11 protein-coding genes are annotated in these 25,761 nt (G+C 72.9%); 6 read left to right on the plus strand and 5 right to left on the minus strand.

Annotated features, from left to right (window positions below; all coding sequences use genetic code 11):
• Positions 1 to 11 precede the first annotated feature (11 nt).
• Positions 12 to 500, plus strand: a complete 489-nt coding sequence (locus K1J57_RS29590) for a hypothetical protein (protein WP_220561979.1) — start codon at positions 12 to 14, stop codon at positions 498 to 500.
• A 12-nt stretch (positions 501 to 512) separates the two neighbouring features.
• On the opposite strand, the gene K1J57_RS29595 is transcribed toward K1J57_RS29590, so the two are convergent.
• The 4 genes from K1J57_RS29595 to K1J57_RS29610 all read right to left on the minus strand — a co-directional run bounded on the left by K1J57_RS29595 (position 513) and on the right by K1J57_RS29610 (position 7,220).
• On the minus strand, positions 513 to 1,040 hold the full coding sequence (locus tag K1J57_RS29595; protein ID WP_220561980.1) for an EF-hand domain-containing protein: 528 nt from the start codon (positions 1,038 to 1,040) through the stop codon (positions 513 to 515).
• 371 nt (positions 1,041 to 1,411) lie between these two features.
• Positions 1,412 to 3,661, minus strand: coding sequence for a LamG domain-containing protein (locus tag K1J57_RS29600; protein WP_220561981.1), 2,250 nt, complete (start codon positions 3,659 to 3,661; stop codon positions 1,412 to 1,414).
• A gap of 361 nt (positions 3,662 to 4,022) precedes the next feature.
• Positions 4,023 to 6,083: an acyltransferase family protein gene (locus K1J57_RS29605; protein ID WP_220561982.1), complete on the minus strand. Its 2,061-nt coding sequence runs from the start codon at positions 6,081 to 6,083 to the stop codon at positions 4,023 to 4,025.
• A 333-nt stretch (positions 6,084 to 6,416) separates the two neighbouring features.
• Positions 6,417 to 7,220 carry an SAM-dependent methyltransferase gene (locus tag K1J57_RS29610; protein WP_220561983.1) on the minus strand — a complete coding sequence of 268 codons (804 nt, stop codon included), beginning with the start codon at positions 7,218 to 7,220 and terminating at the stop codon, positions 6,417 to 6,419.
• Between the two features lie 163 nt (positions 7,221 to 7,383).
• Between K1J57_RS29610 and K1J57_RS29615 the strand changes: the two genes are divergently transcribed.
• The gene (locus K1J57_RS29615; protein ID WP_220561984.1) at positions 7,384 to 8,271 is read left to right on the plus strand and encodes an alpha/beta fold hydrolase; all 888 of its coding nucleotides are present in this window, start codon (positions 7,384 to 7,386) and stop codon (positions 8,269 to 8,271) included.
• Positions 8,272 to 8,657: 386 nt separating this feature from the next.
• Entirely contained in the window at positions 8,658 to 20,123 is an 11,466-nt protein-coding gene (locus K1J57_RS29620; protein WP_220561985.1) for an ADP-ribosyltransferase, read from the plus strand.
• A gap of 34 nt (positions 20,124 to 20,157) precedes the next feature.
• On the opposite strand, the gene K1J57_RS29625 is transcribed toward K1J57_RS29620, so the two are convergent.
• The gene (locus K1J57_RS29625) at positions 20,158 to 20,955 is read right to left on the minus strand and encodes a helix-turn-helix transcriptional regulator (protein ID WP_255646695.1); all 798 of its coding nucleotides are present in this window, start codon (positions 20,953 to 20,955) and stop codon (positions 20,158 to 20,160) included.
• Between the two features lie 478 nt (positions 20,956 to 21,433).
• Here K1J57_RS29625 and K1J57_RS29630 point away from each other — a divergent pair, with 478 nt between their 5' ends.
• From K1J57_RS29630 to K1J57_RS29640, 3 genes are all read left to right on the plus strand, one after another.
• The gene (locus K1J57_RS29630; protein ID WP_220561987.1) at positions 21,434 to 22,252 is read left to right on the plus strand and encodes an MBL fold metallo-hydrolase; all 819 of its coding nucleotides are present in this window, start codon (positions 21,434 to 21,436) and stop codon (positions 22,250 to 22,252) included.
• 1,393 nt (positions 22,253 to 23,645) lie between these two features.
• Complete coding sequence (cyaB, locus tag K1J57_RS29635; RefSeq protein ID WP_255647261.1) at positions 23,646 to 24,233, plus strand: class IV adenylate cyclase; 588 nt, start codon at positions 23,646 to 23,648, stop codon at positions 24,231 to 24,233.
• A 1,143-nt stretch (positions 24,234 to 25,376) separates the two neighbouring features.
• Positions 25,377 to 25,739 carry a hypothetical protein gene (locus K1J57_RS29640; RefSeq protein ID WP_220561989.1) on the plus strand — a complete coding sequence of 121 codons (363 nt, stop codon included), beginning with the start codon at positions 25,377 to 25,379 and terminating at the stop codon, positions 25,737 to 25,739.
• Positions 25,740 to 25,761 lie beyond the last annotated feature (22 nt).

Below are 25,761 nucleotides of genomic sequence, written 5' to 3' on the forward strand. Positions count from 1 at the left end.
CGAGGAGGATCATGTCCGTTTCCGACCAGGCCGCACCGGTGTGGGCGAGGGTGCCGGTGTCACTGACGGCGGCCGTCCCCGCGGGCAGCCGCCCCGAGGCCCTCGCCGGGCTCCTCGCGGAGGCGGCCACCGTCCTGGAACGGGCCGCGGCCGGGGAGGTCTACCAGGGCCGGGCCGAGGTCCTCCTGCCGCCGCCGCACGCGCGGTCCGACCTGACCGGACCGGCCAGGCGGCGAGGCGTGGGCCGGTGGACCGCCGCCACGGTGCTGCTGTGGTGCTGGGCGGAGCGGCGGTGGGACGCGCGGGAGGAGGCGTCCGCCGTCCTGGACGACTTCCACCGCGTCACCGCCGCCGCCCTGGCCCGGGCCTGGCCGGACGCCCCGGCCTGGTCCCCGATGATCCTCCCGGCCGACCCGGTGCTCCTGGAGGCCGCGGCCCGGACCGGCGCCCTGGTCCGCACCCCGAGGCCGCCCGGGTCGGCCGGCGACCCGCCGTGGTGACGGCGCCGCCGGTCAGCGGGCGCCGAACAGCGGGGCGTCGTGCCTGCCGAACAGGTAGTCCCGGACCGCGACGGTGAACTCCTCGCGTGAGAGGGTCCCGTCGCCGTCCCCGTCCAGGTGCTCGAACGCCCTGGCGGAGTCGGGGCCGCGCACCCCCATGACGCCGGCCCATCGCACGAACTCCCGCTCGCCGACCCGCCCGTCGCCGTCGGTGTCCAGCAGGTCCGCGAGCGCCTCGACCACCGGGCGCAGCACCCGGTCGAACCCGCCGTCGCCCTGACCGATGACCGCTGTCTCGGAGAGCCGCAGGAAGACGTCCTTCCCGACCCGGTCCGTGCCCGCGGCCCGGGACAGGGAGTCCCACATGCCCATGTAGGCGTCGATGAGCGCTTGCTCCTTCGTCGAGCCCTGCTCACCGAGCGCCTGCGCGAAGCGCACGGCCCCGGCCTCGACGTCGGAGCGCTCGACGTACCCCTTCCCCTCCCGGTCCCAGAGCTCGAAGCGCTTCTCCATCCGGCTCTTCTCCTCGACCCCGGCCATGATCTCCCCTTTTCCCCGAAAAGCACTCTTCGCGCATTCGAAACCGTTCCGCGACAGCACTCTGGAAACGGCTCGACCCCGACCAGACTATCCCCTGACCAGCGGAGACCCCTTCCGGAGAAGCCGTTTCCCCACCCCCGACGGCCACGCCATTGAATTCCACCACTAGAGAAGCATCCAAAACAGTAAAAGCAGCAGAATTCCGCCCTTGAGCTGAACCGCCCTTTTCACCCCATGCCCCGGAGGACACAAGAAACCCACTTGAGGGAGATACACCGAACCAGGATCGCTGGGAACCGAAAGCGCCCCCCGGGCGATCCCTTCGGATGATTCAGGGAACGCCCACGGGGCGAGAGCCAGACGACGAGAACTCAGCCGCGAATATTGGGGAACAAGCCGTTGCGAACCGTGATCATACCGAAGTACCCGAGAGCACCCTGGTAGGCATGGACGTCGTCGATATCGCCGGGCCAATAACGGCCGTTCGCACCCTGGATCCGCGCCGCACCGATGAGCAGACCGCCTTCGGCGTGCCAGGCGTGGTCCACACTCGCCCGGGCCGCCATGAAGCCGTCGACGTACAAGACCATCTCCTTGCGCGTGTAGTCGTAGACGCCGGCCAGGTGGGTCCACTCCCCCGGTCGGGCCGGAGAGGTCGAATGAACACCGCTCCACACCTCGGCCCCGGTCACGGGTTCGTCGTCGGACGAGAACCGGAACACCCAGGTGCCATTGGAACTTTCATAGCCCAGTTGGAACGCGCTCCGGTGTTCCCCGGATTGGCTGACGGCGACGGCGTCCGTGTCCAACTCGGATTCATCCAGGCGCACCCAGGCGGCGATACTGAAGCTGCGGTCGGTGCGCAGGACCGGACCAAGGGTTTCGATGTACTCGTCCTCGCCGTTGAACCGGACACCGGGCGAACCCGTGACCTGGTTCTCCGCATGGTTCCAGGCGGTGAGCGGATCACCCTGCAAAGCGGCGTCCAAGCCATGGTCGGTGGAATCGAGCACCTGTGTTCCGTCGTACTCGTCCAGCAGCCAGCGGCCTTCGGGGGCGAGCGGGGCGTTGGCCAGGTGCCAGACCTCGTTGTCCTCGGATACGCGGTCGGACACGGGCCTGTCGCGGACGATGCGGTCCCAGACCTTGACGTCGTCGATCACCCCGGGCCAATAGTGGTCTCCCGCGCCCTGACCCGGGTCACGGCCCACGGTCAGCGGCCCGGTGGCGTTCCACTCCCCGGTGTGGGTGGCTCGACCCTGCTCGACACCGTCGACGTACAGGGTGAACTCGCCCGTCCGGGAATCATGGACGCCGAGCAGGTGGGTCCACACGTCCACTTCGGCGGCCTGGGACGAGACGGCCGACGCCCACGGGCGCGATCCGTTCCAGTGCTCGTCCTCCGGAGACATCTCGAACGCCCACCGGCCGCTGTCGCCGTCGTAGCCGAGACGGAAGGCGCTCTGCCCGCTGCCCTCCTGGGCCATCGCGATGTGGTCTGCGCGGGCTCGGTCGAGTTTGACCCAGACTCCGACGGAGAACGTGCCGGAGGTATCGACAGAGGAGTGGTCCACGTCGATCCGGTCGTAGGGACCGGGGTCGCCGTCGGTGTAGCCGCTGGTGTGCACCGCCGTGCCGGTCATGCGCGGAGACGGGTTCGTGTTGGGGTTCTCGGTGGTCCCGATGCGGCCGCGGACCCAGTCGACGCCCTCCGAGAGCGTGGCGCCGTGGTCGGGGTCCATGATGTCGGCGGTGTGGGCCCCCTGTCCCTCGTCGAAAGCGAGGTGGACGATCGGATGCCTGAGCGATGCGACGAGGAAGGAGTACACCAGCACGCAGTCGGAGGAGTTCCCGAAGCCGTCCACCGTGCGGGCGTAGATCCAGTTCGGCCCATCCTGCCCGGGCGTGAGGGTCACCGTGACCGATCCGCCCGGGGTCGACGGGGTGACCTTGGTGGTGCAGGAGTCGTCGTTGAACCCGTAGTGGTACTCCTCGGCCGCGTCCACCCCGTTGTTGCCGAAGGTGAACTCGCCCGGCAGTCCCGGCTCCCCGTACGCCATGCCGTCGTCCGGGTAGTCGGTCGAGGCCACCGCCGGGCCTTGGTCGGGGCGCGAGGTGTTGACCTTCAGGTAGCAGTCCGGGGACCAGTCCGACCACGAGGTGCCGTCGTGGGCCCGCGCGCGATAGGCGATCAGCACGTTCTCGGGCAGTCCGGAGGCATCGGCCGACTGGAAGGAACCCGAGGGCCAGGCCGCGACGTCGGTGGAAGGGCTCTCCGCGCTGCCGACCTGGGAACCGTCGACGGACCAGGTGAATTCGGTCTTGACCTTCTGTCGGCTGGCCGAGGTGGAGTCGCGGTCGCGGACGTAGGCGGTGAGGGTGGGCGACGCCTCGTTGATCAGCCGAGGGGTCTCGGGGTCGGAGGAACAAGCGCCCCCGCGGGAGTCCGAGAGCTCGACAGGTGTCTCAGGGGGGCTGCCTTCAACGGCCGGCCCGGTGGTGGAGACGGCCGGGGTGTCGGCGGCCGGTTCCTGCTCCGCGTGGGCGGGGGTGGACAGGACGGGGAGCAGGAGCGCGAGGGCCGGCACGGCGGCACCCCACACCCGAGCACGGCGGGGCATGGCGAGGTTCTTCCTCTCCCAGGACCGAGGGGGATCACCGAGCAGGGGTGCCGCGCCATACGGGCGCGACCGGTGGCGGTCGTCCTGAGACGGAACGGGACATTAGCAACCCGAGACACCCAGGGGAATAGTGACCCAGATCACAAGAACTGCGTCCCAATGCGCACACGGTGCACCTTTGGTGAAGAAGGCGACCTGAAAAACGAGATGTCCTTGTCCGGTCGCGGATCAGAGGTTTGGGGCCCCGTGGGATCCGGAAAGAAAGAGGGGCGTTTCCGAGCCTTCAGAGGCCTCGGACCCACACCGGTCCCCCGGTGTTCGGCGAGTGTTCATCCGCGGCCGGGCGGTCGTCCCGTGGTCGTCAGCGGCGTTCGGCGAGGAGCCAGCGGCGTTCGAGCTCCGGGGCGAGGGTGCGCATGAAGGTGGAGCCGATGTGGCTGCCGTCCCAGTACACGAGCACGTTGCCGATCACCGGGCGGCACACGTCCGCGTCGCAGAACAGGTCGGTCAGGTCCAGCACCGTCACGTTCGCGGGCAGGGCGGCCTCCGCCAGCGGGGAGACCGGTGCCAGGGACCGCTCCGGTTCGGTGGTGCAGGCGTCCGGGTCGGCGGGGTCCGCCTCGGCCAGGCAGCCGGGCACGTCGAACCCGAACCTGGGGGTGTCGCGCACCGCGACCACCTCGATGCCCCACTCCCCCAGTTCGCGCCAGCGCTCCACGTACCCGTCCACGATCTGCTCCTCGCCGAACCCGGCGGAGGCGTCCAGGCTGGTGGTGGTGCCGGTGGTGAAGACCGTGTCGGGCCGCAGCCGCTCCAGCTCCGCCATCACCCCCCGGTTCCACTCGGCGCAGGAGGTGTAGGGCTCGCCCTTGTAGACCTGTGGGGCGTCGGTGAACAGGCAGGCGCCCTTGACGATGTTGAGCAGCCGCCAGTCGTTCTCGACGGCGATGGCCTCCAGGGCCGGGAACCAGTGCGCGGCGTGCGAGCCGCCCACGAGGGCGACGGTGCGCTCGGCGTGGTCGGGCCCGTAGTCGCAGACGATGACCTCGGAGTCCATGGTGGTCTGGTTGCACCCGTCGGCGTAGGTGACCGGGGCGTCCTCGGCGGCCAGGGACACCGGCGGGTAGACCGGCAGGTCCGGTGCCGCCGCGCCGCCGTCGGTGGCGGCGGCGCCCGGGTAGCCGCCGCCGTCGGCGAGCAGGGCGTCCCAGCGGGCGCGTTCGGCCTCCTGGGCCTGCGCCCAGGCGCCCGCCGCGCCCAGGGCCGGGAGGAGGCAGGCCAGTGCGACGGCGGTGCCGCGCAGCACCGCCCGGCGGCCCGCCCCGCGCCCGAGCCCGGCGAGCCGGTCGGCAAGCGGGGTGGTCGCGGCGGTGGCCAGCAGCGACACCGCCAGGATGACCGCCCCGCCCTGCGGGGTGGCCAGGTCGCGGTCGGTGGCGGCCAGGTAGAAGACCAGGATCGGCCAGTGCCACAGGTACAGGGCATAGGAGATGGAGCCGAGGTAGCGCAGCGGCCGGGAGGACAGCACCCGGTCGACGCCGACGGCCTCGCCTGCGGGCGCCCCCGCAGCGATGACGGCCGCGGCCGCCAGGGTGGGCCACAGCGCGGCGAAGCCCGGGAACGCCGTGGACACCTGGAGCAGCGCCCCGCACAGCACCAGCGCCGCCAGCCCGCCCCAGCCCAGGAGCAGCCGGGCGGTGCGCCTGGGTCGCAGGGCCGGCAGCAGCAGGGCCACCAGCCCGCCGAGCGCGAGCTCCCACAGCCGGGCCCCGGTGTCGAAGTACGCCCACGGCTGGTCGGTGCGGGTCGTCACCACCGAGTAGGCCAGGGAGAGCGCGAACACCGCCGCCAGCGCCCAGAACAGCGGCCGGCGCGGGTCGCGCCCCCCGCGCCGGGCGAGCAGCACCGCTCCCGCGATGAGGGCGGGCCACAGCAGGTAGAACTGCCACTGCACCGACAGCGACCAGAAGTGCTGGAAGGGGTCGGGGACGCCGGTGCGGGCCAGGTAGTCCACCGAGTCCAGGGCCAGGCGCCAGTTGGTGTGGCCGAGCAGGGCGGCGACCGCTCCCCCGGGCGCCTCGCTCCACTGCGACCGGGGCAGGAACAGCCAGGTCCCGGCCAGGGTGAACAGGACGACCAGGGCCGCGGGCGGCAGCAGGCGGGCCGCCAGCCGGGCGAGGAACGCGCCGTAGCGGATGCCCGGGCCGGTGGCGGCGCGCAGCAGGGAGGCGGTGACGAGCAGGCCCGTGAGCATGAGGAACACGTCGACGCCGCCGGAGACCCGGCCGAACCAGATGTGGTAGGCGGCGACCAGGAGCACGGCCACGGCGCGCAGGCCCTCGATGCCGGGCCGGTGCCCGCCGGTGCCGACCTGGACGGGCCGGGCCGGGCCGGTCCCCTCGGGGGAGGTGGGAGAGGGCACGGGTGCTCGCTTTCACGGTGTGCGGGGGAAGGCGAACATCGTGCCCGACCGGGGTGACCCGGGGGGATACCCCTGCTGAACGGGCCGTCACCGCTGTGTCACGAGTGCCGGTGGCGGGGGTGGCGGAGGGCGAGGGGCCGGTGACGGGACCGGTTCCGGGGCGGGTCGCGGGGCCTCGGGGGCGGGGCCCGGGACCGCCTGCGCGCGTCCGTCCGGGCCGCCGCCCGCCGCCGGTCCCGGAGGGCTGGAGCCCGCCGGCCGGGGACCGCGGGCCGGGGCCACCGGCAGCCGGGGGCCGGAACCCGTCGGCCACAGGCCGCCGCCGGCCGGGGGTCAGGGCTTGCGGGCCAGCCCGCAGTACTGGTCCACGTGGGCGGGGTCGCCCACCTCGGTCCCGTCCGGCCGCCACAGGGACGCCGAGACCACACCCGGTTCCACGAGTTCGAGCCCCGCGAAGAACCCGGCGATCTCCTGCGGGGTGCGCAGGTGGTAGGGCAGCGCGGCGGTGTCGTTCCACCGGCGGGCCGCCTCCACCATCGGTTCGCTGGTGTCGGTGCCGTCGCACAGGGCGAAGAAGCTCCCCGGGGGCAGGGCGTCGATGTAGGCGCGGGTGAGGGCGTAGGCCTCGGCGGTGTCCTCGGTGTGCCCCATGGTGCCCAGGACCGTCAGGCCGATGGGGCGGGTGAAGTCCAGGTGGTCGCGGGCGGCGGCCAGCACCTTGTCCGGTTCGCGCAGGTCGGCGTCGACGTAGTGGACGTCGCCCGCGCCGCCGGTGAGCAGCGCCCGGGCGTGGGCCAGGACCATGGGGTCGTTGTCGACGTAGACCACGGCGGCGCCGGGGTCCACCCGCCGGGCGACCTCGTGGGTGTTGTTGTGGGTGGGCAGGCCGGTGCCGACGTCGAGGAACTGGCGGACGCCCTCCTCGCGGGCCATGTGGGTGACCGCTCGGATGAGGAAGCCCCGGTCGGCGCGGGCGGCCTCGACCATCTCCGGGTAGGCGGCGAGCACGTAGTCGCCGACCTCGCGGTCCACGGGGTAGTTGTCCTTGCCGCCGAGCCAGTAGTTCCAGACCCGGGCGGAGTGGGCCGCCGTGGTGTCGATGGGGGGCGGGTGTTCGTCGGATGAGGGGTCGGTCATGGTGTGCGTGGCCTCCGTTACCGTGCGACACCGGCATTCTCGTGTCCCCGGGGGCGCCCGCGCAACGGGGTCCGGGCGACGGGAGGGCCCGGCGGTACGGGAATCCTCCGGCCGTCCGGGGGCCGGCGTGCGTAGGGTGGGCGGCGGACGGAAGGGAGCCGCCATGGACCACCTCGTACCGCCCGGGGCGCGGGAAGAGTACGTGGACGTCGGGGTCGGGCGCCTGCGGGTGCTGCGGGCCGGCGGCGCGCGGCCCGGACCTGCGCCCCTGGTCCTGCTGCACGGCAGCGGCCCGGACGGCGCGGCGGTCTCCTGGTACCGGCTGCTGGAGCCGCTGTCCGCCGACCGCCGGGTGTGGGCGCTGGACCTGCCCGGGTGGGGCGGCAGCCTGGAGGCCGGGCCGGTGGGCGGGCCGCGGGAGCTGGCGGCGGTCGTGGACGAGGCGATGGGCGCGCTGGGGGTGGAGCGGGCGGTCGTGGCCGGGGTGTCCATGGGCGGGGACATCGCGCTCAACCTGGCCCTGGAGCAGCCCGGGCGGGTCGCCGGGCTGGTCCTGGTCGCCTCCGCCGGGCTGGTGCCGCGGCTGCGCGACCGGTTCACGCAGGCGGGCGCCTGGGCGGCGGTGCACACCCCCGACCCTCTGGTGCTGCCCGTGCTGCGCGCGGTCGACCGGTATTTCCCCGAGATGTCCGTGCGGGCCGTGGTCCGGAACCCGGCGGCGATCCCGGCGCCGGTGGTGGAGGAGTTCACCCGCCTGATCCGCAGGCCCGGGTCGCAGCTGGGCCACCTGGGGTACAACCGGGCCACCGTGGGGCGGCGCGGGATGCTCAACGACCTGAGCGGCCGGGTGCACCGGATCGGGGTGCCCGCCCTGTTCTTCCACGGGGAGGACGACCCCCTGGTGGACCCGCGCGGCTCCCGGCGGGCCGCCCGGCTGATGCCGCGGGCGCGGCTGGTCACGGTGCCGGACTGCGGGCACTGGGCGCAGGTGGAGTGCCACGACCGGTTCCTGGCGGAGGTGCGCGCGTTCCTCGGCGCGGAGGGCCTCTGACCCGGGCCCGCAGCGGGGCCGGTCGCCGTGGGATCGGCGGGGCCGGACGGGGCAGGGGCCGAACGGGGCGGAACAGGGCTGGGCTGGCAGGACGGGCCGCACCGCCGGGCGGGTGCCCCGGAGCCGTCCCGCCCGGCACGGCGCGCGGCACACCGGCACGGCGCGCGGCGGTCCGCCGCGCCCGGATGACCCGTCCCCCAGGGGTTCGCGGCCGTCCGGTCAGCGCCGGGTGCGCGCCCGGTGACGGCCGGGCGAACACTCCGGGAAGGACCGCACGGGGCCCGTTCCGGGGCTCCGTCCCGCCCTAGGATCGTCGCGTCCGCCGGGCCCCGCGGCTCCCGGCGGCGGGCGACCGGCGGCGGAACGGATCGGGGGCGGGGACGCGCATGGGGATGGAGATCCCCGACGGACTGGCCGACCTCTTCTACGGCCTCACCGGCACCGAGTGGCCGAACGTGGACGAGGACAGGTTGCGGGACGTCTCCGACATGTACGCCACGGTCGAGTACATCCTGGCGACCGAGCTGCCCGAGCTGATCGTGGTGCTGCGCCGCAAGGTGCGGTCGACCTTCGACGGGCGCACCACCGAGTACTTCGAGAACTCCCTCGCCCAGTTCACCGCGGGACAACGGGACTACGTCGGCGAGGCCGCGAAACTGGCCGGGGAGATCCGGGCGTACGCCAAGGAGTCCGCCAACCAGGTCGAGTACGCCAAGTGGATGATCATCGGCCAGCTCGTCCAGCTGGCGCTGGAGATCGCCTGGGCGATCGCGATGGCGAAGTTCACGTTCGGGGCGTCGCTCGCGTGGATCTCGATGTTCAGGTTCATCCGCAGCCAGGCGATTCGGCGCATCCTCAACTGGCTGGTGTGGAACCTGCTGAGCCACCTGTTCGTGGCCCAGCTGTTCGGCACCACCATGGACCTGCTCATCCAGCGCATCCAGATGGACCAGGGCAACCGGGACGAGTGGGACAAGGAGCTCACCCGGATGGCCGCCGCGGGCGCGTTCGTGGAGGGGCTGCTCAGCGCGGGCCTGTCCATGGGCGCCGACCTGTTCCTCAGCAGGCAGCTGGCGGACCTCTTCGGGAACAACCTCCCCGATCCCCCCGTTCCGCCGCCGGTCCGCGACATCGTCCCCGAGCCGCCGCCCGGGCCCGTCGGCCGGGGCCCGGAGCCGACCCCGGACCCGCCGCTGCGGGACGTCCCCGAGACCGTCCCGGACGGCGCGGGCTCCGGCCCGTCGGGACCGCCGAACGTCCGCGACGACGCGGGAGGCCCGCCCGGGCCGCCGAACGACCCCCCGGGGCCACCGCCGGGCGAGGGGCCCGGGCGCGACGGGGCGGGACAGGACGGCCCCACGGTGACCTGGCCGCCGGGGAGCATCACGCCGGAGTTCAACCGGGACCTGGTGACCCTGTTCGCCCGCAACTCCAACGAGTTCACCGGGCCCGCGCAGCGGCCCAACACCGCGAGCAGCGGCATCGGGCACGGAGAGCGCTTCATCGACGGGGCGGGGAACGTGTTCGCCCGCCACTTCGGGAACGAGCTGGGCGATGACGCCGCCAGGGCCCTGGGCCGCGAGTACGCGGAGACCCTGCTGCGGACGTGGAACACCCCGGGTGCGACCTCTGCGCTCGACGACGTGCTGGGCGGCGCGCCGCTGCCGCAGAGCACCCGGGACCACCTCGCCCGCGACGTCCCGAACGCCTTCGCCGACACCGTGGCCGAGTTCGGGACCCGGTGGCGGGACCGGTTGACCGCGCTGGGCATCGGCGCGGGCTCGGGCGCGTTCGAGGGCTACATGGGCGAGGGCCTGACCAACCTGCTCTTCTCGCCCGAGCAGCAGTGGGAGGCGTCGGGGATGTCGGCGGTGGCGGGCGCCGCCACCTCGGTCGTGCACGACCTGGCCGTGACCGGCGGGCTCAGGGCCATCGACGCCCTCGACGACCTGCGCGATCTCAACAACACCCCGGTGGACCTCCCGGAGCCGGACGGGTCCGGGCCGCGCGGGCTCGGCCCGGACGGGGAGGACGCCGGCGACCGGCCGTTCGCTCCGGGGCCGGGAGCCGGAGGGAGCGGGTTGTCGGGATCCTCGTCCGGGAACGGTGAGGGGCCGGTCCTGCACCTGCGGGGTGGAGGCGGCGACGACATGTCGTTCGACCTCGGATCCGAATACGGAACGGACGACGAGTACGGATCGGACTACGGGTTCGAGTCGGACGACGAGGACGGTGAGGGGCCGGTCCTGCACCTGCGGGGCGGGGGCGGCGACGACATGTCGTTCGACCTCGGATCCGAATACGGAACGGACGACGAGGACGGGGACGGCGCGTCGGTGTCCGGCCGGTCGGAACGGTCGGAGACCGGGAACGCCCCCGCCGGTCCCCCCGGGTCCGGCCAGCCGGGCGCTTCGGAGGCGGGGTCGGGGTCCGGTTCGGGCGGAGGGGACCGGTCGCCGCGCACCGAGAGCGGCGATCCCGACACACGGCACATGACCACACCCGTGCCGGAGGGCGGGAGCGGGCGTGGGCCGACCGGTGCCGGGCCCGGCTCGGGCACGGGTACGGCCCTGTCCGGGAGCGGGTCGGAGAGCGGCTCCGGCCGAGGGGACGATGGCGGTCCGGCCGGCGAGAGCGGTTCGGCCGCTGAGAGCGGCGCAGCCGAGAGCGGTGCCCCCGAGGACGTGCCCGCGGAGTCCGGCGCACAGGAGGACGACTCCTCCGCCGCGCCCCCTCCCCCGGCCGCCGAGGAGGAGGGCGGCAGCGCCGCCACCGACCGGGACACGGAAGAGGGCACCCGGGAAGGCCAGCGCGAGGCCGCTTCGGAGGAAGAGGGCGAGGATCCCCAGGAGAACCAGCACGAGACCGCCCCAGAGGAAGAGGGCAGGAACACCCGGGAGGACCACCGCGAGAGCGCTCCGGAGGAAGAGGGCGGGGGCACCCGGGAGAACCAGCGCGAGGCCGCCCCGGAGGAAAGCGTCGAAACCCCCGCCGAGGGCGGGGACGAGTCCTCCGCCCAGGCCCCGGAGGGGCCGACCACGCCCCCCGACGGGCACGCCCCGCCTCCCGGGGAGTCCTCCGATACGCGGGGGGACTCCGCCGCGGCGTCCCCCGAGGGCGAACGCGGCCCGGTGTTCGGCGACCGGACCGAGCCGTCCCAGGCCGTGGGCGAGAGCGGGAACGGGGAAACCAGGAACGGCACGCCGCCCGGTACCCCCTCCGGCGACGGGCCGTTCCGCCGGGAGGGCGCCCTCACGGACCCGGACGACGCGGGGGGCTTCCCGCCGCCGTCCGCTGCGTCCGGCTCCCCGGAGCGGCGCGGGGGCGGGGTGGACCTGGACCTCTTCTTCAGCTCGCTGACCCCGTCGGGCGTATCCCCCGCCCCCGAGGACACGACCCGCGACCCCGGCCGTTCCGACACGGCGAAGGAGCAGGAGCGGAGCGGTGTCCGCCGCGAGCGGCGGGTCCGGTTCGCGGACGAGCCGGTGTACATACCCATCGACACCGAGTCGGCTCCCGCCGCGGAAACGGCCGGGGGCACCGGAGGGGGACTCGATCGCGGCCCCCTCACCGTCCCGAACGTCGAGGGGCGGCCCCCGCGGCTGGAGAGCACGCCGGAACCCGGGGAGTCCGACACCGCGTTCACACCCCCGGCTCCGCCGCAGGGTGAGGAAGCGGACACCCGGGATCCCGCGCTCACCGACGAACACGACCGCGCCCCGTCACCGCCGCCGGGCGAGGAGGACACGGACACGCGGAGCCCCTGGGAGACCACGGAGCCCCCCAAGGCCCCCTCCCCGCCGCCGAAGGACGAGGACGCGGACACCGAGGCCACCCGGACCACCCCGCCCGAGGAGACCCGTACCGAAGAGGCCGAGGACACCCGCACGGAGGAGACCGAGGAGACCCGTACCGAAGAGGAGGAGATCACCAGGGTCCCGCCGCCTCCCCCGCCCCCGCCCGGGGAGGAGGACGAGGTGGGCACCGAGGTCCCGACCGAGGAACCGGACGGCACGGAGGAGGGCGCGGACCCGCTGCGGCTCAACTACCTGATCGAGTCGCGGTGGATCGAGTCCTACGGCGTCCGCGTGGACCCGGACGCCGTCCTGGACACGCGCCCGGACCTGCCCGCGGACGTGCGCGCCTCCCTGCACACGAGGCTCGGCACCGACCCCCGCGACTTCTTCTCCCGCGACGGGGTCACCGAGACCTCCGCCGACGGAACCGCGTTCACGCTGCGGCTGCGTTCCGACGACGACTGGCACGAGGGCGGCCGGAACCGGGGCGGCGCCCCGGTGGCCAAGTACAAGGGCCTGCACGACATGCAGACCCAGGAGTCGCGGGGCGAGTCGGGGCTGGTCGGCTCCGCGCGCCGCCCGGTCGTGGCCTTCCAGGCCAACCTGCTGGGCGTCAGCGGGCTCCCCGCGCCGGCCGTCGGCTTCCGGGCCTCCGCCTTCGGGGGTTCGGCGATCCAGCAGCAGTCCGGCGACGGCGGCCACACGCAGCTCCTCACCACGGAGATGACCGGGGAGGGGACCACCTACAGCAGCACCCTCACCGCCGAGTGGACCCCGCACCGGCCGCCCCCGCCGCAGACGGCGGGCGGGAACGACCCGGCCGACGGTATGGACCTCGGCCCGGTCCGGACCGAGACCCGGCTCGACGACGGTGTGGAACTCGTCCTCATGGGCGGGTTGAAGCGGCGCGACGACCTCCCCCCGCGGATCACGTTCACCGACCCCTTCCACCCCCCGGCCACGGCCACGGAGGAAACCGCGTCCGGGGACGGGTCCCGGGCCGAGGGAGACCCGGCCGAGGGCGACCCGCCGACCGGGGCACCGGACGCCACGAAGTACGGCGGCTACCTGGCCAACTCCCACCCGATCTCGATCGAGTCCATCACGCGCCGCGCCGAGACCCCCGGGGAGGGCACCGGCACCGGCACGCCGCGCGGGGGCCGATCGCGGTGGCGGGGCCTGCTGCCCCCGTGGGGGACGCGGTCCGCCGAGCCGGCCGAGGCGCCCACCGGTCTCAACTCCTGGGTCGCCGACCGTCTGGGCTTCGAGGCCCCCGGGGAGGGCTCCAACACCCGCCGGGTGCTCCACCGGCCGCGCCCGGGCAGCGACGAGCCCAAGGTGGTGACCCACCCCAAGACGGGGTCGCGCGCCCTGCGCCGCGAACTGGACCGGCGCGGCGTCCTGGAGGTGTTCGCCGACGACATCGTCATGACCCAGCTGCCCACGATGACGGACGAGCCCCGGACCGTGCGCGTCCCCGACGCCGGGGGCGGGACGCGCCTGCTGACCATCTGGGCCCCGCCGACCTCCATGGAGCTGGTCCCGGAGACCCCCAGGGACTTCAACATGAAGTTCACCGACCGCTACGCCCGCGGCGCCTCGGTGCTCGCCAACCGGCTCAAGGGCTTCTTCGTGGCGGTGTCGGGCGGCGTGGTGACCCGGACCCCGGGCGACGCGGTCCGGGTCGACGCGCCCTACTTCGAGACGCGCTTCCAGCAGGTGTGGTCCAAGGGCCGGGGGCGTTCGGGCAACACGTGGGACGCCCACCTGTTCCACAGCACGGACACGGCCGTCTACCGGACCCGGCGGACGATCGCCGTGTGGCTCGACGGGGACACAGAGCCCACGTACTTCGACGCGTCCTCGCTGGAGGCCGTCACCGCCGACGACGTCCGCCGCCTCGACGGGGAGCGCCCCGAGACGGAGGACCTGGAGCGGACGGGCGACCCGTTCCTGGACCGCGAGGGGGGTCCGACCCACCTCGGCGACGCGCTGGTCCGCGACGTGACCCACGCCGACGGGTCGGAGGTGCGCGCCGAGGACGGGGAGCTCCCGCAGTCCTTCTTCCGCGACTTCGCGCACAGGCTCCTGACGGAGATCGACCGGGAGTACCCCGGCCTGGTGCTGCCACACCTGGCGGTCCCCGGCACCCCCGAGCCCGCCCGCTCGCACGCGGGCTGGAACCACCGGCGCAACCGCAGGACCGCCGAGCTGAACACCGAGAAGGTCCTGGCCCAGGTCAACTCCTCCTCCTTCCGAGCCGACCGGGACGCCTGGCTGTCCGGCCAGGTCGAGATCAAGCTGGTGGAGACGAAGTTCCTGCCGTTCCGCAACGAGATGCGCGAGCGCAGGTTCACCGTGCCGGACCACATCTCGGTGTGGCCGCGGGTCCGGGTCACCGGCTACTCCGAGGCCACCACCCCGCTGGACTCCTCGCACACCGGCAGCACCACCGGGGCGTCGTCGGGCATCGGCCGCAAGTCCGACAAGGTCACGACGGTCACCGCCGAGGGCCGGACGGGGGTGACCCTGCGCAGCATCTCCGCCGGCGTCGACTCGTTCGGAACACCCGCCCGGGCCGGGGGCGTGTACTTCCGGGCCGCCAACGAGTTCCGCTCGCGCAAGCAGAGCGAGTACGGGGTCTCGGCGGCCTCCGAGACCAACGTCAAGGACAAGAGCGGGAGCAGGGTGCTGTTCGCCGACGTGGAGTTCTCGGCGTGGATGGGGCCCGACGACTCCGTGGTGCCGCGCTCCTCCCGGTGGGAGGCGCCGTCCCGGACGGGGATGGGGCGACAGCTCTTCGGCGACGGCGACGGCGTGCCGGACCCGGTGCGGGCCCGGGTGGAGCTGCACACCCCGCGGACCGGTCAGCGCTTCACCCTCGACACGCCCCCGGCGCAGGCCCCGGAGCCGCCCAGGAGGCTGCCGCCGTCCCAGGCGGAACGGCTCTTCGACCGCGGCCCCTCGGCGTTCCTCAGTGAGAACCTGGGCCTGCTCCCCCCTCCCCCCGGGCAGGGGCCGGAGACCGTCACCGAGAGCGGGGAGGGCACCGAGGAGGCCGAGGGCACCACGGCCGTCACCGCCCCGGACCCGGGGAGCACGAATACCGGGAACACGGGCACGGGGGACACGAACACCGGGAACACGGGCAGGGGGGTCCCGGACCCGGGGAGCACGGACACGAGGGCCCAGGACACGGGGAACACGGGGAACACGGGCACGGGGACCTCGGGGACCGGGACCCGGCGGACGACGGAGACGGCACCGCCCGGGGAGCGGACCACCGGCACCCCGGCCGGCCGGAGCGGCCGCCGCCGCACCCCCGCCCCCGAACCGGAGCTGCGGATCGACCGGACGGACCGGGCGCGGCGCCTGTCGGGGCTGTTCTCCAGCGTCCAGGCGTTCAACCCGGCCCTGATGCGCCGGGGACCCGAGATCATCACCGTCTCCTCACTCACCTACGCGAGCCTGGACCGCGACCACTGGGCGTTCTCCCGCGCCGCGTCCTCCCGGGAGGGCGCGGCGGCGATCATCGCCAACCACACCTCTCCCCAGTCCCTGGCCGCCTCGCCGGGGATCCAGCGGGACGGCGGCTCCCGCTTCCGGGTGCAGCTCGACGACGGCATCGCCCCGTGGCGGACCCGGCCGACCACGGTGACCTGGTACGTGCCCACCCACGTCGCGTCGGTGGTCCTGCGCGAGTTCGCGGTGATGGAGCCCAACCAGGTCAAGGAGATCTCCTACGGGTTCGACACGAACCGGGACTCGATCTTCAGCACCGTCCTGATCGCCCGGGGGGTGTTCAGCTCCCAGCCCACCGCGGAGACCGCCGAACAGGCCCCGCGCGGTTCCTCCGCGCCCATCGCCCAGCCGGGCGTGGAGCTGCGGTACACCCCCCACGGCCACGGGCGCGGCGAATCCACCTCCGTGTCCTTCCGCACCCGCCGCGAGGTCAAGTTCACCGGTTCCACCTTCGAGTTCGTCACCCACGGGGTCGTCCTCCAGGCCACCGAGCACAAGAAGGACTTCGACTTCCTGTTCTCCGTCCCCCGGTCGCCCGGGACCGGCGACCACACGGCGTGGACGTCCCAGGTCCGCGACGCGCAGAAGGTGATGGTCCCCGCGCTCTGGGTCTTCGCGGAGGGGCTCGTCGACGACCACCTGACCTGGGGGCCGGACGGCCGGGTCCACAAGAGCCCGCACCCGCCGCCGCAGGGGCCACACCGGCAGATGGTGCTCAAGCCGGACCTGGCCGGGAAGGGCTACGACTCCCGCCCCGTCCAGGTCGCCTCCCTCGTCTCCGAGCTGGAGCAGCGGCTGCGGCGGGGAGGCTGGGAGCTGACCACCCACTCGCGCGAGGACCTGATCGAGACGGTCACCTCGGACCTCAACCGCGGGATGACCCACCTGTCGGGCATCGAGGTGCGCGTGGTCCCGACGGACACCCGGTGGGAGTCCTCCGAGCGGACCCCGCGCATCAAGGACCGGTCGCGGACGGCCACCCTCGACCTGGACCTGCGCCCGCTGGGGTCCCGCGTGGAGCAGATCGGCGGGAAGATGGAGTTCGTCGACCGCAACATCAAGGCGACCTCCTCCTCCGAGAAGGAGACCACGTTCCGGGGGTACGGGCACGGCGCCGGCATCGACCTGCTCGCGCCGATCGGCAACCGCGAGGACCCCGCCACGGGCCGGCAGGTCGGCGCGATCAGCGCCGGCGGCACCCCCGCGTACCGGCGGCAGACGCTGGTGGAGGACTCCTCCTCGCGGAGCCGGACCCGCGAGGAGACACAGGAGCGGGTCGTGTTCACGCCCTTCGCCGTGGTCACGACGCCGACCCGGGTGGACGCGAGCCTGCGCATCGGCGACCAGGTCTTCACCACGTCGGTCCTGGACCGGCAGGCGCAGGCGGTCTACCCGCTCCCCTACCTGGAGACGCTCGGCCCCGGCATCGGCTCCGCGCCGACCGGGACCCCGTACACCCCCGCGAACTTCGACCACACCGGGACCGAGTCGTACCCGGACGACTGGGCGGACCTGCACCGGGGGCGCGACGGGCACGGGTACCAGGACGGCACGGCGGGGCTCGACTCCGTGCCCGTGGCGATCGAGGGGGAGGGCCGCGGCGTGCTCGACGCGGCGGTGGTCAACGCCGCGCTCCTGGCCGGGTGGACGCGCACGGGCGGCCCGGGCCTCCTGGACCCCGCCGAGGTCGACGCGGCGGCCCGGTTCCTGGACCGGAGGATCACGGACCTGGAGCGGGCCGCCGGGATCACCGTCCGCCGGCACGAGATGCTGCTGCTGTCCCTGACCCCCGAGGCCACACAGGACGCCGCGGTGCTCGCCGAGTACGGCGACACGGTGGTCAAGACGCGGGCGCTGCTGAACACGGACGGCGCCGTGATCGAGGGGGTGAGCAGCGACAGCCGCGCCCGGGACTCGGACCAGGAGGGCACCCGCCGCTCCCAGAACACCTCGGAGAACCGGGCGCAGAACGCCGGCCTGGGCGGCCAGGTCACGGAGACCGCGCGCCCGGCGGACCGCCTCCGGGAGAACCTCGACGCCGACAACGCGGCCCTGAGCGGGGCCAAGGACGGGGTGTCGTCCGGCCAGCGCGAGGGGGCGCTGGCCGAGGGGCCGGGGGCCAGGCGGATGTTCCTGGTGCGGGTTCCGGCCCGGTGGCTGGTGTGGGCGGAGAACACCGCCGAGCCGGGGACCCCGCCCGTGGGGAGCCAGAGCGACTCCTCCGTGCTGCGGTGGGTGGACGAGGACCGGGCGCGCGCCTGGGGGCTGGACACCGGCGCACCGGAGATCGACCGGTACGCGGAGGCGGAGGCGGCCTTCGCCAAGGCCGACGCGGCCTATATCAAGGCGCGCGGGGAGCTGTTCGAGTTCGTGAACCGGGTCGACCCGGACCACGCCGACGACACGCTGCGCATCGACTACCAGGAGCGGGACGAGCGGTACCGCGAACTGGAGGAGGCCAGGAACCGGGCGATGCGGGAGATGGTCGACGCCCTGCGCGACCTGCGCGCGCTCAACCCGCGGACGGCGGAGAGGCCGACGGAGGCACCGGTGGAGGAGGTCACAGAGACGGCGGTGGAGGAGCCGGGGGTAGAGGAACCCCCGGTGGAGGAGCCGACGGAAACGCCGGTCGAAGAACCCGCAGAGGAGATCACGGAAACCCCGGTCGAGGAACCGGTGGAGGAGGTCACAGAGACACCGGTCAAGGAACCCGCGAAGAAGGCCACAGAGACGCCGGTCGAGGAGGAGTCCACGAAGCCGGTGGACACCTCCGGCGAGGAGACCACCGTGGTTCCCGGTGAGGAGTCCGCGGTCACTCCCGACGAGGAGGCCACCGTGCCCCCGGCGGAGGAGACGGTCGCGGATCCGGCGGAGACCACCGTGGTCGATCCGTCGGCGGAGACCACCGAGGACCCCCTCACCCGCCACGAGGAGGAACACGGCCCCCGGGAGACGGAGAAGGCAGAGGAGGGTGACGCCGAGAGCGACCTCTACGACGCCACCCCGCCCGGCTCCCCCCGGGTCACCCCCGTTCACGTCCCTCTGCCGGACCCGCCGGTCGACCCTGCCGTCACCGACCCCGAACCGGAGCCGGAGAGCACCGGGACCACGAAACCCGCCGAAGGGGAACTCCCACCGCTCGAACCGGAGGTCACGGTGACGGCCTCGGAGGAGGGCACCACCCGCACCGAGGGCGGGGAGGAGGAGTCCGCCCTCTCCGCGCCGGAGCCGCACACCACCACGACGGCCGTGGAGACCACCGGATCGGAGGAGAGCCGTGCACCCGAGTCCCCGGCTCTCCCCCTCCCCCACGAGACCGGCACCTCACCGACCACGGACACCGCCGACCGGACGGGCCTCGGGCCGGACGAGAGCGGGCGCGGCACGGACCCGGCCGAGGGGACCGCACCGGCCGAGGGGCCGGGGGTCCTGGGCACCGACGGCATCCGCCGGTTCCCCGGCGAGGCGGGCCTTCTGGAATACGGCAACCTCCTCCACAACCCCGACTTCAACCCCAACACCCACGACGCGCTCCCGCCCCGGACCCGCCGGTACGTGCACGCCTACACCGCCAGCAGCTGGATCAGCCAGTTCTCCCGCCTCGAACCCCTCAACGAAGCGACCGTCCAGGCCGAACTCGACCGCCGCCGCGAACAGAGCCGAACCCGCCCCGGCTGGCAGTTGTACGAGGCCAACCACGGCCGGTGGCCGGCCCTGCACACCCTTCCCCGACTCCTCAACAGCGGCACCCTCACCCCCGAACAGGAGGCGATCGTCCGCGACGTCCTCGACTCCCGCCACCCCGAGGCCGCCCTGGAGAACCTCTACCGCGACGCCGGTCCCGCCGGCGAGATCGCCGAAACACTCCCCGACAAAAGAGGACAGGGCCTCTACCCCGACGCGCAGCACGTCCTCGACATCATCGAGCACCTGGACGACGCCACCGACGCCCCCCTGCCCGAAGGCGTCGAGGCGGTACGCGGCATCTACGGCTTCGACCACCTCGTTCCCGGCAGCACCGTCAACCCGGCCCTTCTCATCGGCCGCACCTTCACCAGCCCCGGGTTCATGTCCGCGTCCCTGGGCTCCCGCCCCAGCGCCGCCGGGGGCTCACCTACCGACCTCATCCGCCTCGTCCTCCCGCCGGGGACACGGGGCCTGTGGGTCGGCGACCGCAGTCTCCACCCCCACGAGCGCGAGGTCATCCTGGCCCGCGGCACGACCTACCGCATCGTCTCCTACGAACCCTGGGGCCGCGGCTACGTCCTGTACGCCGAGGTCGTGCCCCCGGAGCACACCGCGCCGCCTCCGACCGAGACGGCGGAGGAAGCGGACACCGAGGAGCCGGCCGACGGAGAGGGTACGCCCACGGTCGTGCCCGTTGGCCCGCCCGGGACCTCGCCGACGCAGTCCGACCAGGAGCGCCAGGAAACGCTGAACAGCATGTTCTCCGACGCCCTGACCCCGCCGCCCCCACCCCCGGGCGGCCCGGAGCACACCGATTCCACGGCCGGGGAGGAACCGCGCGGATAGCGGCCCCCGCAGGCCCCGCCCGGGTCCGCCGGGATCACAGGGAGGCAGCAAGCTCCCTGAGGTGATCACGACTGGCGGCCTCGTTCAGGGCGTGCTCGGTGAGGACCGCGTGGATGTCACGGTACTGGCCGACCTCTTCGGGGTCGGTGATCACCAGTTCCCGCGTGAAGGTCTCGACAATGACGGTGGGATCATCGGGGATCTCGAACAGCAGAAACCCATTGCTCTGAAGGTGGCCGAAGGACGAGGACAGGGGCAGGACGCGCAGCGTGACGTTGGTGAGCGTGGCGACCGAGAGCAGACGGTCCACCTGGGCGGCCAGCAGGTCCGCGTCGTGGGGGTGCCAGCGCAGCGCGGCCTCGGTGAGCGTGAACTCGAAGCGCCGATCGGGTTCGTAGAGTGCCTCTTGCCTGCGCATCCTCGCCGCGACGGCCTCGGGGATGTCACGCCGACCGGAGAGGTCGACGGCGCTGAGCACCTGCCGTGCGTACTCGGCGGTCTGCAACAGACCGGGCACCAGGGAGGGCTGGAAGGAACGAACGACCTCGGCGCGCTGCTCCAGCGCCCGGACTCCCTCCTGGCCGGCACGGAGTCCCCGAGCGTGCACCACTCTCCAGTGGCGGGACTCCACCAGTACGGCTTCGGCCAGTTCGGAGCTATGCCGCGCCACATCCTTCGAGACGCGGCAGGCATCCACCCAGGCCTTGACGTCATCGGTGGTGGGCCTAGTGCGACCGTTCTCGATCTTGGAGACCTTCGACTGCGACCAGCCCAGAACGTCGGCCAGCTCCTGTCCGGCCAGACCGCTGTTCAGCCGAGCGGACCTCAGCAAGGAGGCGAGCTCTTTTCTAGCACTGTCAGTCCTCTTGCCCGGATATGCGGACTCCTCCATGGCATTCCCGTTCGAGTCTTGCCATTTGATGATGGCAGTCGAATAGAACAGGCAACCAGACTAACCGTACGCGTGGCCTTCTCGATCTTGGGAGCTCGCAATGGTGAACACGATGACGCTCTCCCACAGATGGCCCGAACCCGATGCTCTGGTCGGCCGTGTCCGCCCCGCGTAGCCGACAGGCCGAGGCGAGGGCCCCGCGATCATCTCCGGCGTCTCCTGAAGGCGTCGCCCCTCGCGCCTCCGGCCGACGCGCCGCCGGATTCCTGTCTCTGGCCGTCGATAATCTGCGACGAACAGCCCGAACTCATCCCGAGCGGCAGGCCGGGCTCCGGCAGGCGCACGCCGACGGCGATCACCGACCTCACCGAGCTGTCACGCATGACTCGATCAACCCACGAAGAAGGGCAGGGCCGCCATGCTGACACAGGTCGCGGAAGGTGTGCTGATCCACCGAAGCGAGTTGCTCCGGAACAACACCGTTGTCGTGCAAGGCCGGGAGGGTGTGCTGCTCATCGACCCCGGGCTCACCGACGGCGAACTGACCTGCCTTGCGAACGACCTGTCCGAGACGGGCCGCCCCGTCGTGGCGGGCTTCTCCACGCACCCTGATTGGGATCACGTGCTCTGGCACGCCGACCTCGGCGACGTTCCCCGTTACGGCACAGCCCGCTGCGCGGCCGCCATGCGGGTCGTGCGGTCGGAAGCGGACTGGAAGGCCCGCGCCGCCGAGGGGCTGCCGCCGGAGATCGCCGAGGAGACACCGCTGGACCTGTACGGCCTCATCACCGGTCTGCCCGCCGGAACCGTGCGGATCCCCTGGGACGGCCCCGAAGTCCGGATCATCGAGCATCCGGCGCATTCCCCGGGCCATGCGGCGCTGCTGATCGCGGAGCGCGGGGTGCTGGTGGCCGGCGACATGCTGTCCGACGTCTTCGTTCCGATGCTCGACGACTTCAACGGCGCCGGTGACCCGATCGAGGACTACCTCGTCGGACTGCGACGGCTCGAGGACGTGGCGGACGACGTCGATGTCCTCATCCCCGGACACGGGTCCGTCTGCGGGGCCGATCAGGTACACGCACGGATCGAACAGGACCGCGCGTACCTACACGCCCTGCGTGACGGCGGTGTCCCCGACGACCCGCGGATCGACTCGCCCGAGCCCGGCTGGGAATGGGTGGGCGACATCCACGCAGGACAACTCCAGCGGCTCGCACAAAGGAGAACGACATGAACCGCGGGGTGGGGACCGCGTCGCAGGGTGCGTGAGCGCCCCGGCGGGCGGAAACGCCTGTGCGTGGGCGTGGCCTTGTCCAGGGCTGCTCACAGCCCGGCGATCCGCCGGGGCGCACGGCCGGTGGCAGGCCGGTGGGCTCCGCACTCATCCGCTCGACGTCGGCCTTGGCGAAGGCCGCCGCACGGCCTTCGCCGCGGGGGTTTCCCACCCGCTTGGAAACCTCAGCCACAGCCGGGAGGCGAACCGCTTCCTCTGCCCCAAGGGGGTGAAGGCCGCAAGTGGTCTCCCGCCCCGGCCCGAAAGGTCTCCCATGCCCTTTCAACGCTGTGGTGGGTGACGGGTGGGCCTGCCGGGGGCCGAGCCACCGCTGGAGGGCGGATCATCTCCTTCGACCCCAGGGGAGGGGGGTGAGCATCCCGTCGCCCCGGACACACGGGGGTGAAGGCCGCGCGTACCTGTCGGCCCCGGCCGCAGGGGGTTGTCCACCCGACTGGGTCCCTCAGCCACAGCCGGAAGGTGAACCGCCTTCTGCGCCGCAGGGGGTTTCCCACCCGACCGGGAGCTCCGCCCCAGCCGTGTCAGGCCAGTGGGGTGCCCGGCCATAGGGGGTCTTCGCCGAGGTAGTTGTAGGTTTCCAAGAGCTCGGCCGCTTGGGAACGGCGGTCCGCGCCGGGTGGGCCCGGCCCCGGCCGCAGTCGGCGCACGGCAGACCACCAGGGGGAATCGTTGGGCGCGCGTGGCGGGTGGTGGGGGTGTGACTGCCGGAGCCGGGTGCACCCGGAGCGCGCACACCCGCACCGCCTGGAAAGGTTGGGGGCGCCGACGGCGGTGAAGGGGCTCCACGCTGGTGCCTACTCCCGCGGATGACCGCGGTACGGACGGGAGCGGGGGTGAAAGCCGCACGCACCCGCGACCCCGGCCCCAGACCGGGCACAGGACCGCGCACCTCAGCCCAGGGGGTGAAGGCCGCACACACCCGCGGCATCAACCCGAGGGGGTGAGGAAGGAGGAACCGCGACCTCCGCCCCAGGGGGTGTTGCCGCACGTTCCCGCGGCCCCGGCCACAGACCGGACACCGGACCGCACACCTCAGCCCCAGGAGGTGAAGGCCGCGCGCACCCGCAGCCCCGAGCCCCAGGGGGTGTGGGAAGGAAGAACCGCGACCCCCGCCCCAGAGGGGTATGGCCGCACCCACCCGCAACCCCGACCCCAGGCTCGCCAACCCTCTACCGGACGCCAAACAGCTGATGCTGTTCCGTAACATCCCGACGTCGGATTCCCGGACTCTGGCCGAAGCGCTGACAGGGGTACGAGAGTCGGTCAGCAAGCACAACCTCGCCCGCGTGTACGCGGCCCTCACCCCTGGAAGGGGATGATCCCGGTGGCCTTGGTGGAGATCGAGCGCAAGCGTGTTCTGGAGGAACGCGGGGCGCTGGAACGGCGCTTGGAAGAGTCGGGCTTCGCCTCCGCCGGTTCGGCGGTGGAGGTCGACACCTACTACAGCCGCCCTGACGTCGACTTCCTGGAGACGGTCGAGTGCCTGCGGGTCCGGGCGAAGGAGGACCGGTGCGAGATCACCTACAAGCCGGCCTCCGACGGGAACACCAGCAGCGCCGAGGGGGTCATCGCCAAGCGGGAGACGAACGTGGCGCTGGCCGATGGAGGAGAGGCCGAACACGCGCATCGGTTGTTGGAGGCGTTGGGCATGGTGCTGCTGGTTCGGGTGGAGAAGGTGCGCACCTGTTATCGGGCGCCGAGGCGGCCGGGACTGGCTGTAGTGGTGGACGAGGTCGCGGGTGTGGGCTCGTTCGTGGAGACCGAGATCGTGTCCGCGGACGCCTGGGAGGAGGTCGCGCGCCGGTTGGAGGAGACGGAACGGCTTCTGGGGTTGGAGGCTCTTCCGGTGGTAGCGGTGCCGTACCGGGATCTGGTGTTGGCGGCGGCGAAAGAGGGTTCTGGGAGTGTTGTGAAGCGATGAGGTCGTGAAGTCGTGCAGGCGGGGCGTCGTCTGATGACGTCTGTGGGATGCGGGTGCGGTCTACTCGGTGGCGCCGTGTGGGGGGTGCGGTTCTTCCTATGGGCTGGGGGCGGGGTCGCGGGGACGTACCGCTTTCACCCCCTGGGGCGGGGGTCGCGGGCCCTCCTTCCCACACCCCCTGGGGTGGAGGTGCGCGGTCCTGTGTCCGGGCTGGGGCTGGGGTCGCGGGAACGTGCGGCAACACCCCCTAGGGCGGGGGTTCCGGTTCTTCCTTCCCACACCCCCTGGGGCGGAGGTGCGCGGTCCTGTGTCCGGGCTGGGGCTGGGGTTGCGGGAACGTTCGGCAACACCCTCTGGGGCGGGGGTTGCGGTCCTTCCTTCCCACACCCCCTGGGGCTCGGAGCTGTGGGTGCGTGCGGCTTTCACCCCCGGCACTGACCGGTACCGCGGTCATCCGCGGGAGTAGGCACCAGCGTGGAGCCCCCGCACCGCCGCCGGCGCCCCCAACCTTTCCAACCGGTGCAGGTGTGCGCACCTCGCGCGGACCCGCCCCCGGAAAGCGCACCCCCACCGCCCACGATGTGCGCCCAACGAAACCGCCCGGTGGTCTGCCGGACGCCGACTGCGCGGGGACGGATCCACGCTCCGCGACTGTACCTTCACAGGCGATCGGGCTCTTGGAAACCAGTCACCTGTGGCTGCGACCACAGACCGCCGTTCCCAGATGGCGGACGTCTTGGAAACCTCACAGTCCGCCTCACCCCCTGGAGCCCGGGCCGAGTACCGCCCTACCCCAACCCCCTGGGGCCGGGGCGGGAAGCCACCCGCGGCCCTCACCCCCTGCGGCGGAGGAAGCAGCGATGCCCTCCGGCAGTGGCTCAGGGCCCCGGTCAGGTGAGAAACCCCCTGCGGCGGAGGTAGCGGTTCGCCCTCCGGCTGTGGGTGAGGGGCCCGGCCGGGTGGGAACCCCCTGGGCTGCGGGTGTGGTGTCCACGGTGTCCGCCCCGGGAGGCGACTCCCCGTGTACACCCGCGCGTTGCCGGGCGCATGGGTGCCGATCACCCGGCGGGGCTAGAACGTGGCCGGGGGACGTGTGCGGTTCCGGTCAGGCGGGGCCGCGCCCCCGTACGGGAAGGAACGCCGATGTCCGACGACCACCTGACAGTGCTGCCGGAAGATATGGCGCGGGCCGGTGAGGACCTGCGCGAACCCGGTCGGCTCGTGCGCGAGGCCTTCGCCCGGCTGCGGACGGCCCGGCAGTCCCTCGGGGCGGTCTGGGGGTCGGGCGATGACATCTCGGAGTCCCTGACGAAGAACCTCACCCCCATGATCGAGACGCTGGACGAGTACGGCGAGGCGCTGCCCACGGCTTTCGACCAGGCGGCCGACCGGACGCTCCAGATGGCCCGCAACTACGAGGTCAGCGAGGACTACGCCTTCGACGTCAGCAGCGACCTGGGCTCCGGGTCGGGCTACGGCGGGGGTGGTGGCGGCCGCAACGGCTGACGGTCCGGGTGAGGCCCGGGAC

The sequence above is a fragment of the Nocardiopsis sp. MT53 genome, from assembly GCF_019598965.1.
Classification (GTDB): domain Bacteria; phylum Actinomycetota; class Actinomycetes; order Streptosporangiales; family Streptosporangiaceae; genus Nocardiopsis; species Nocardiopsis changdeensis.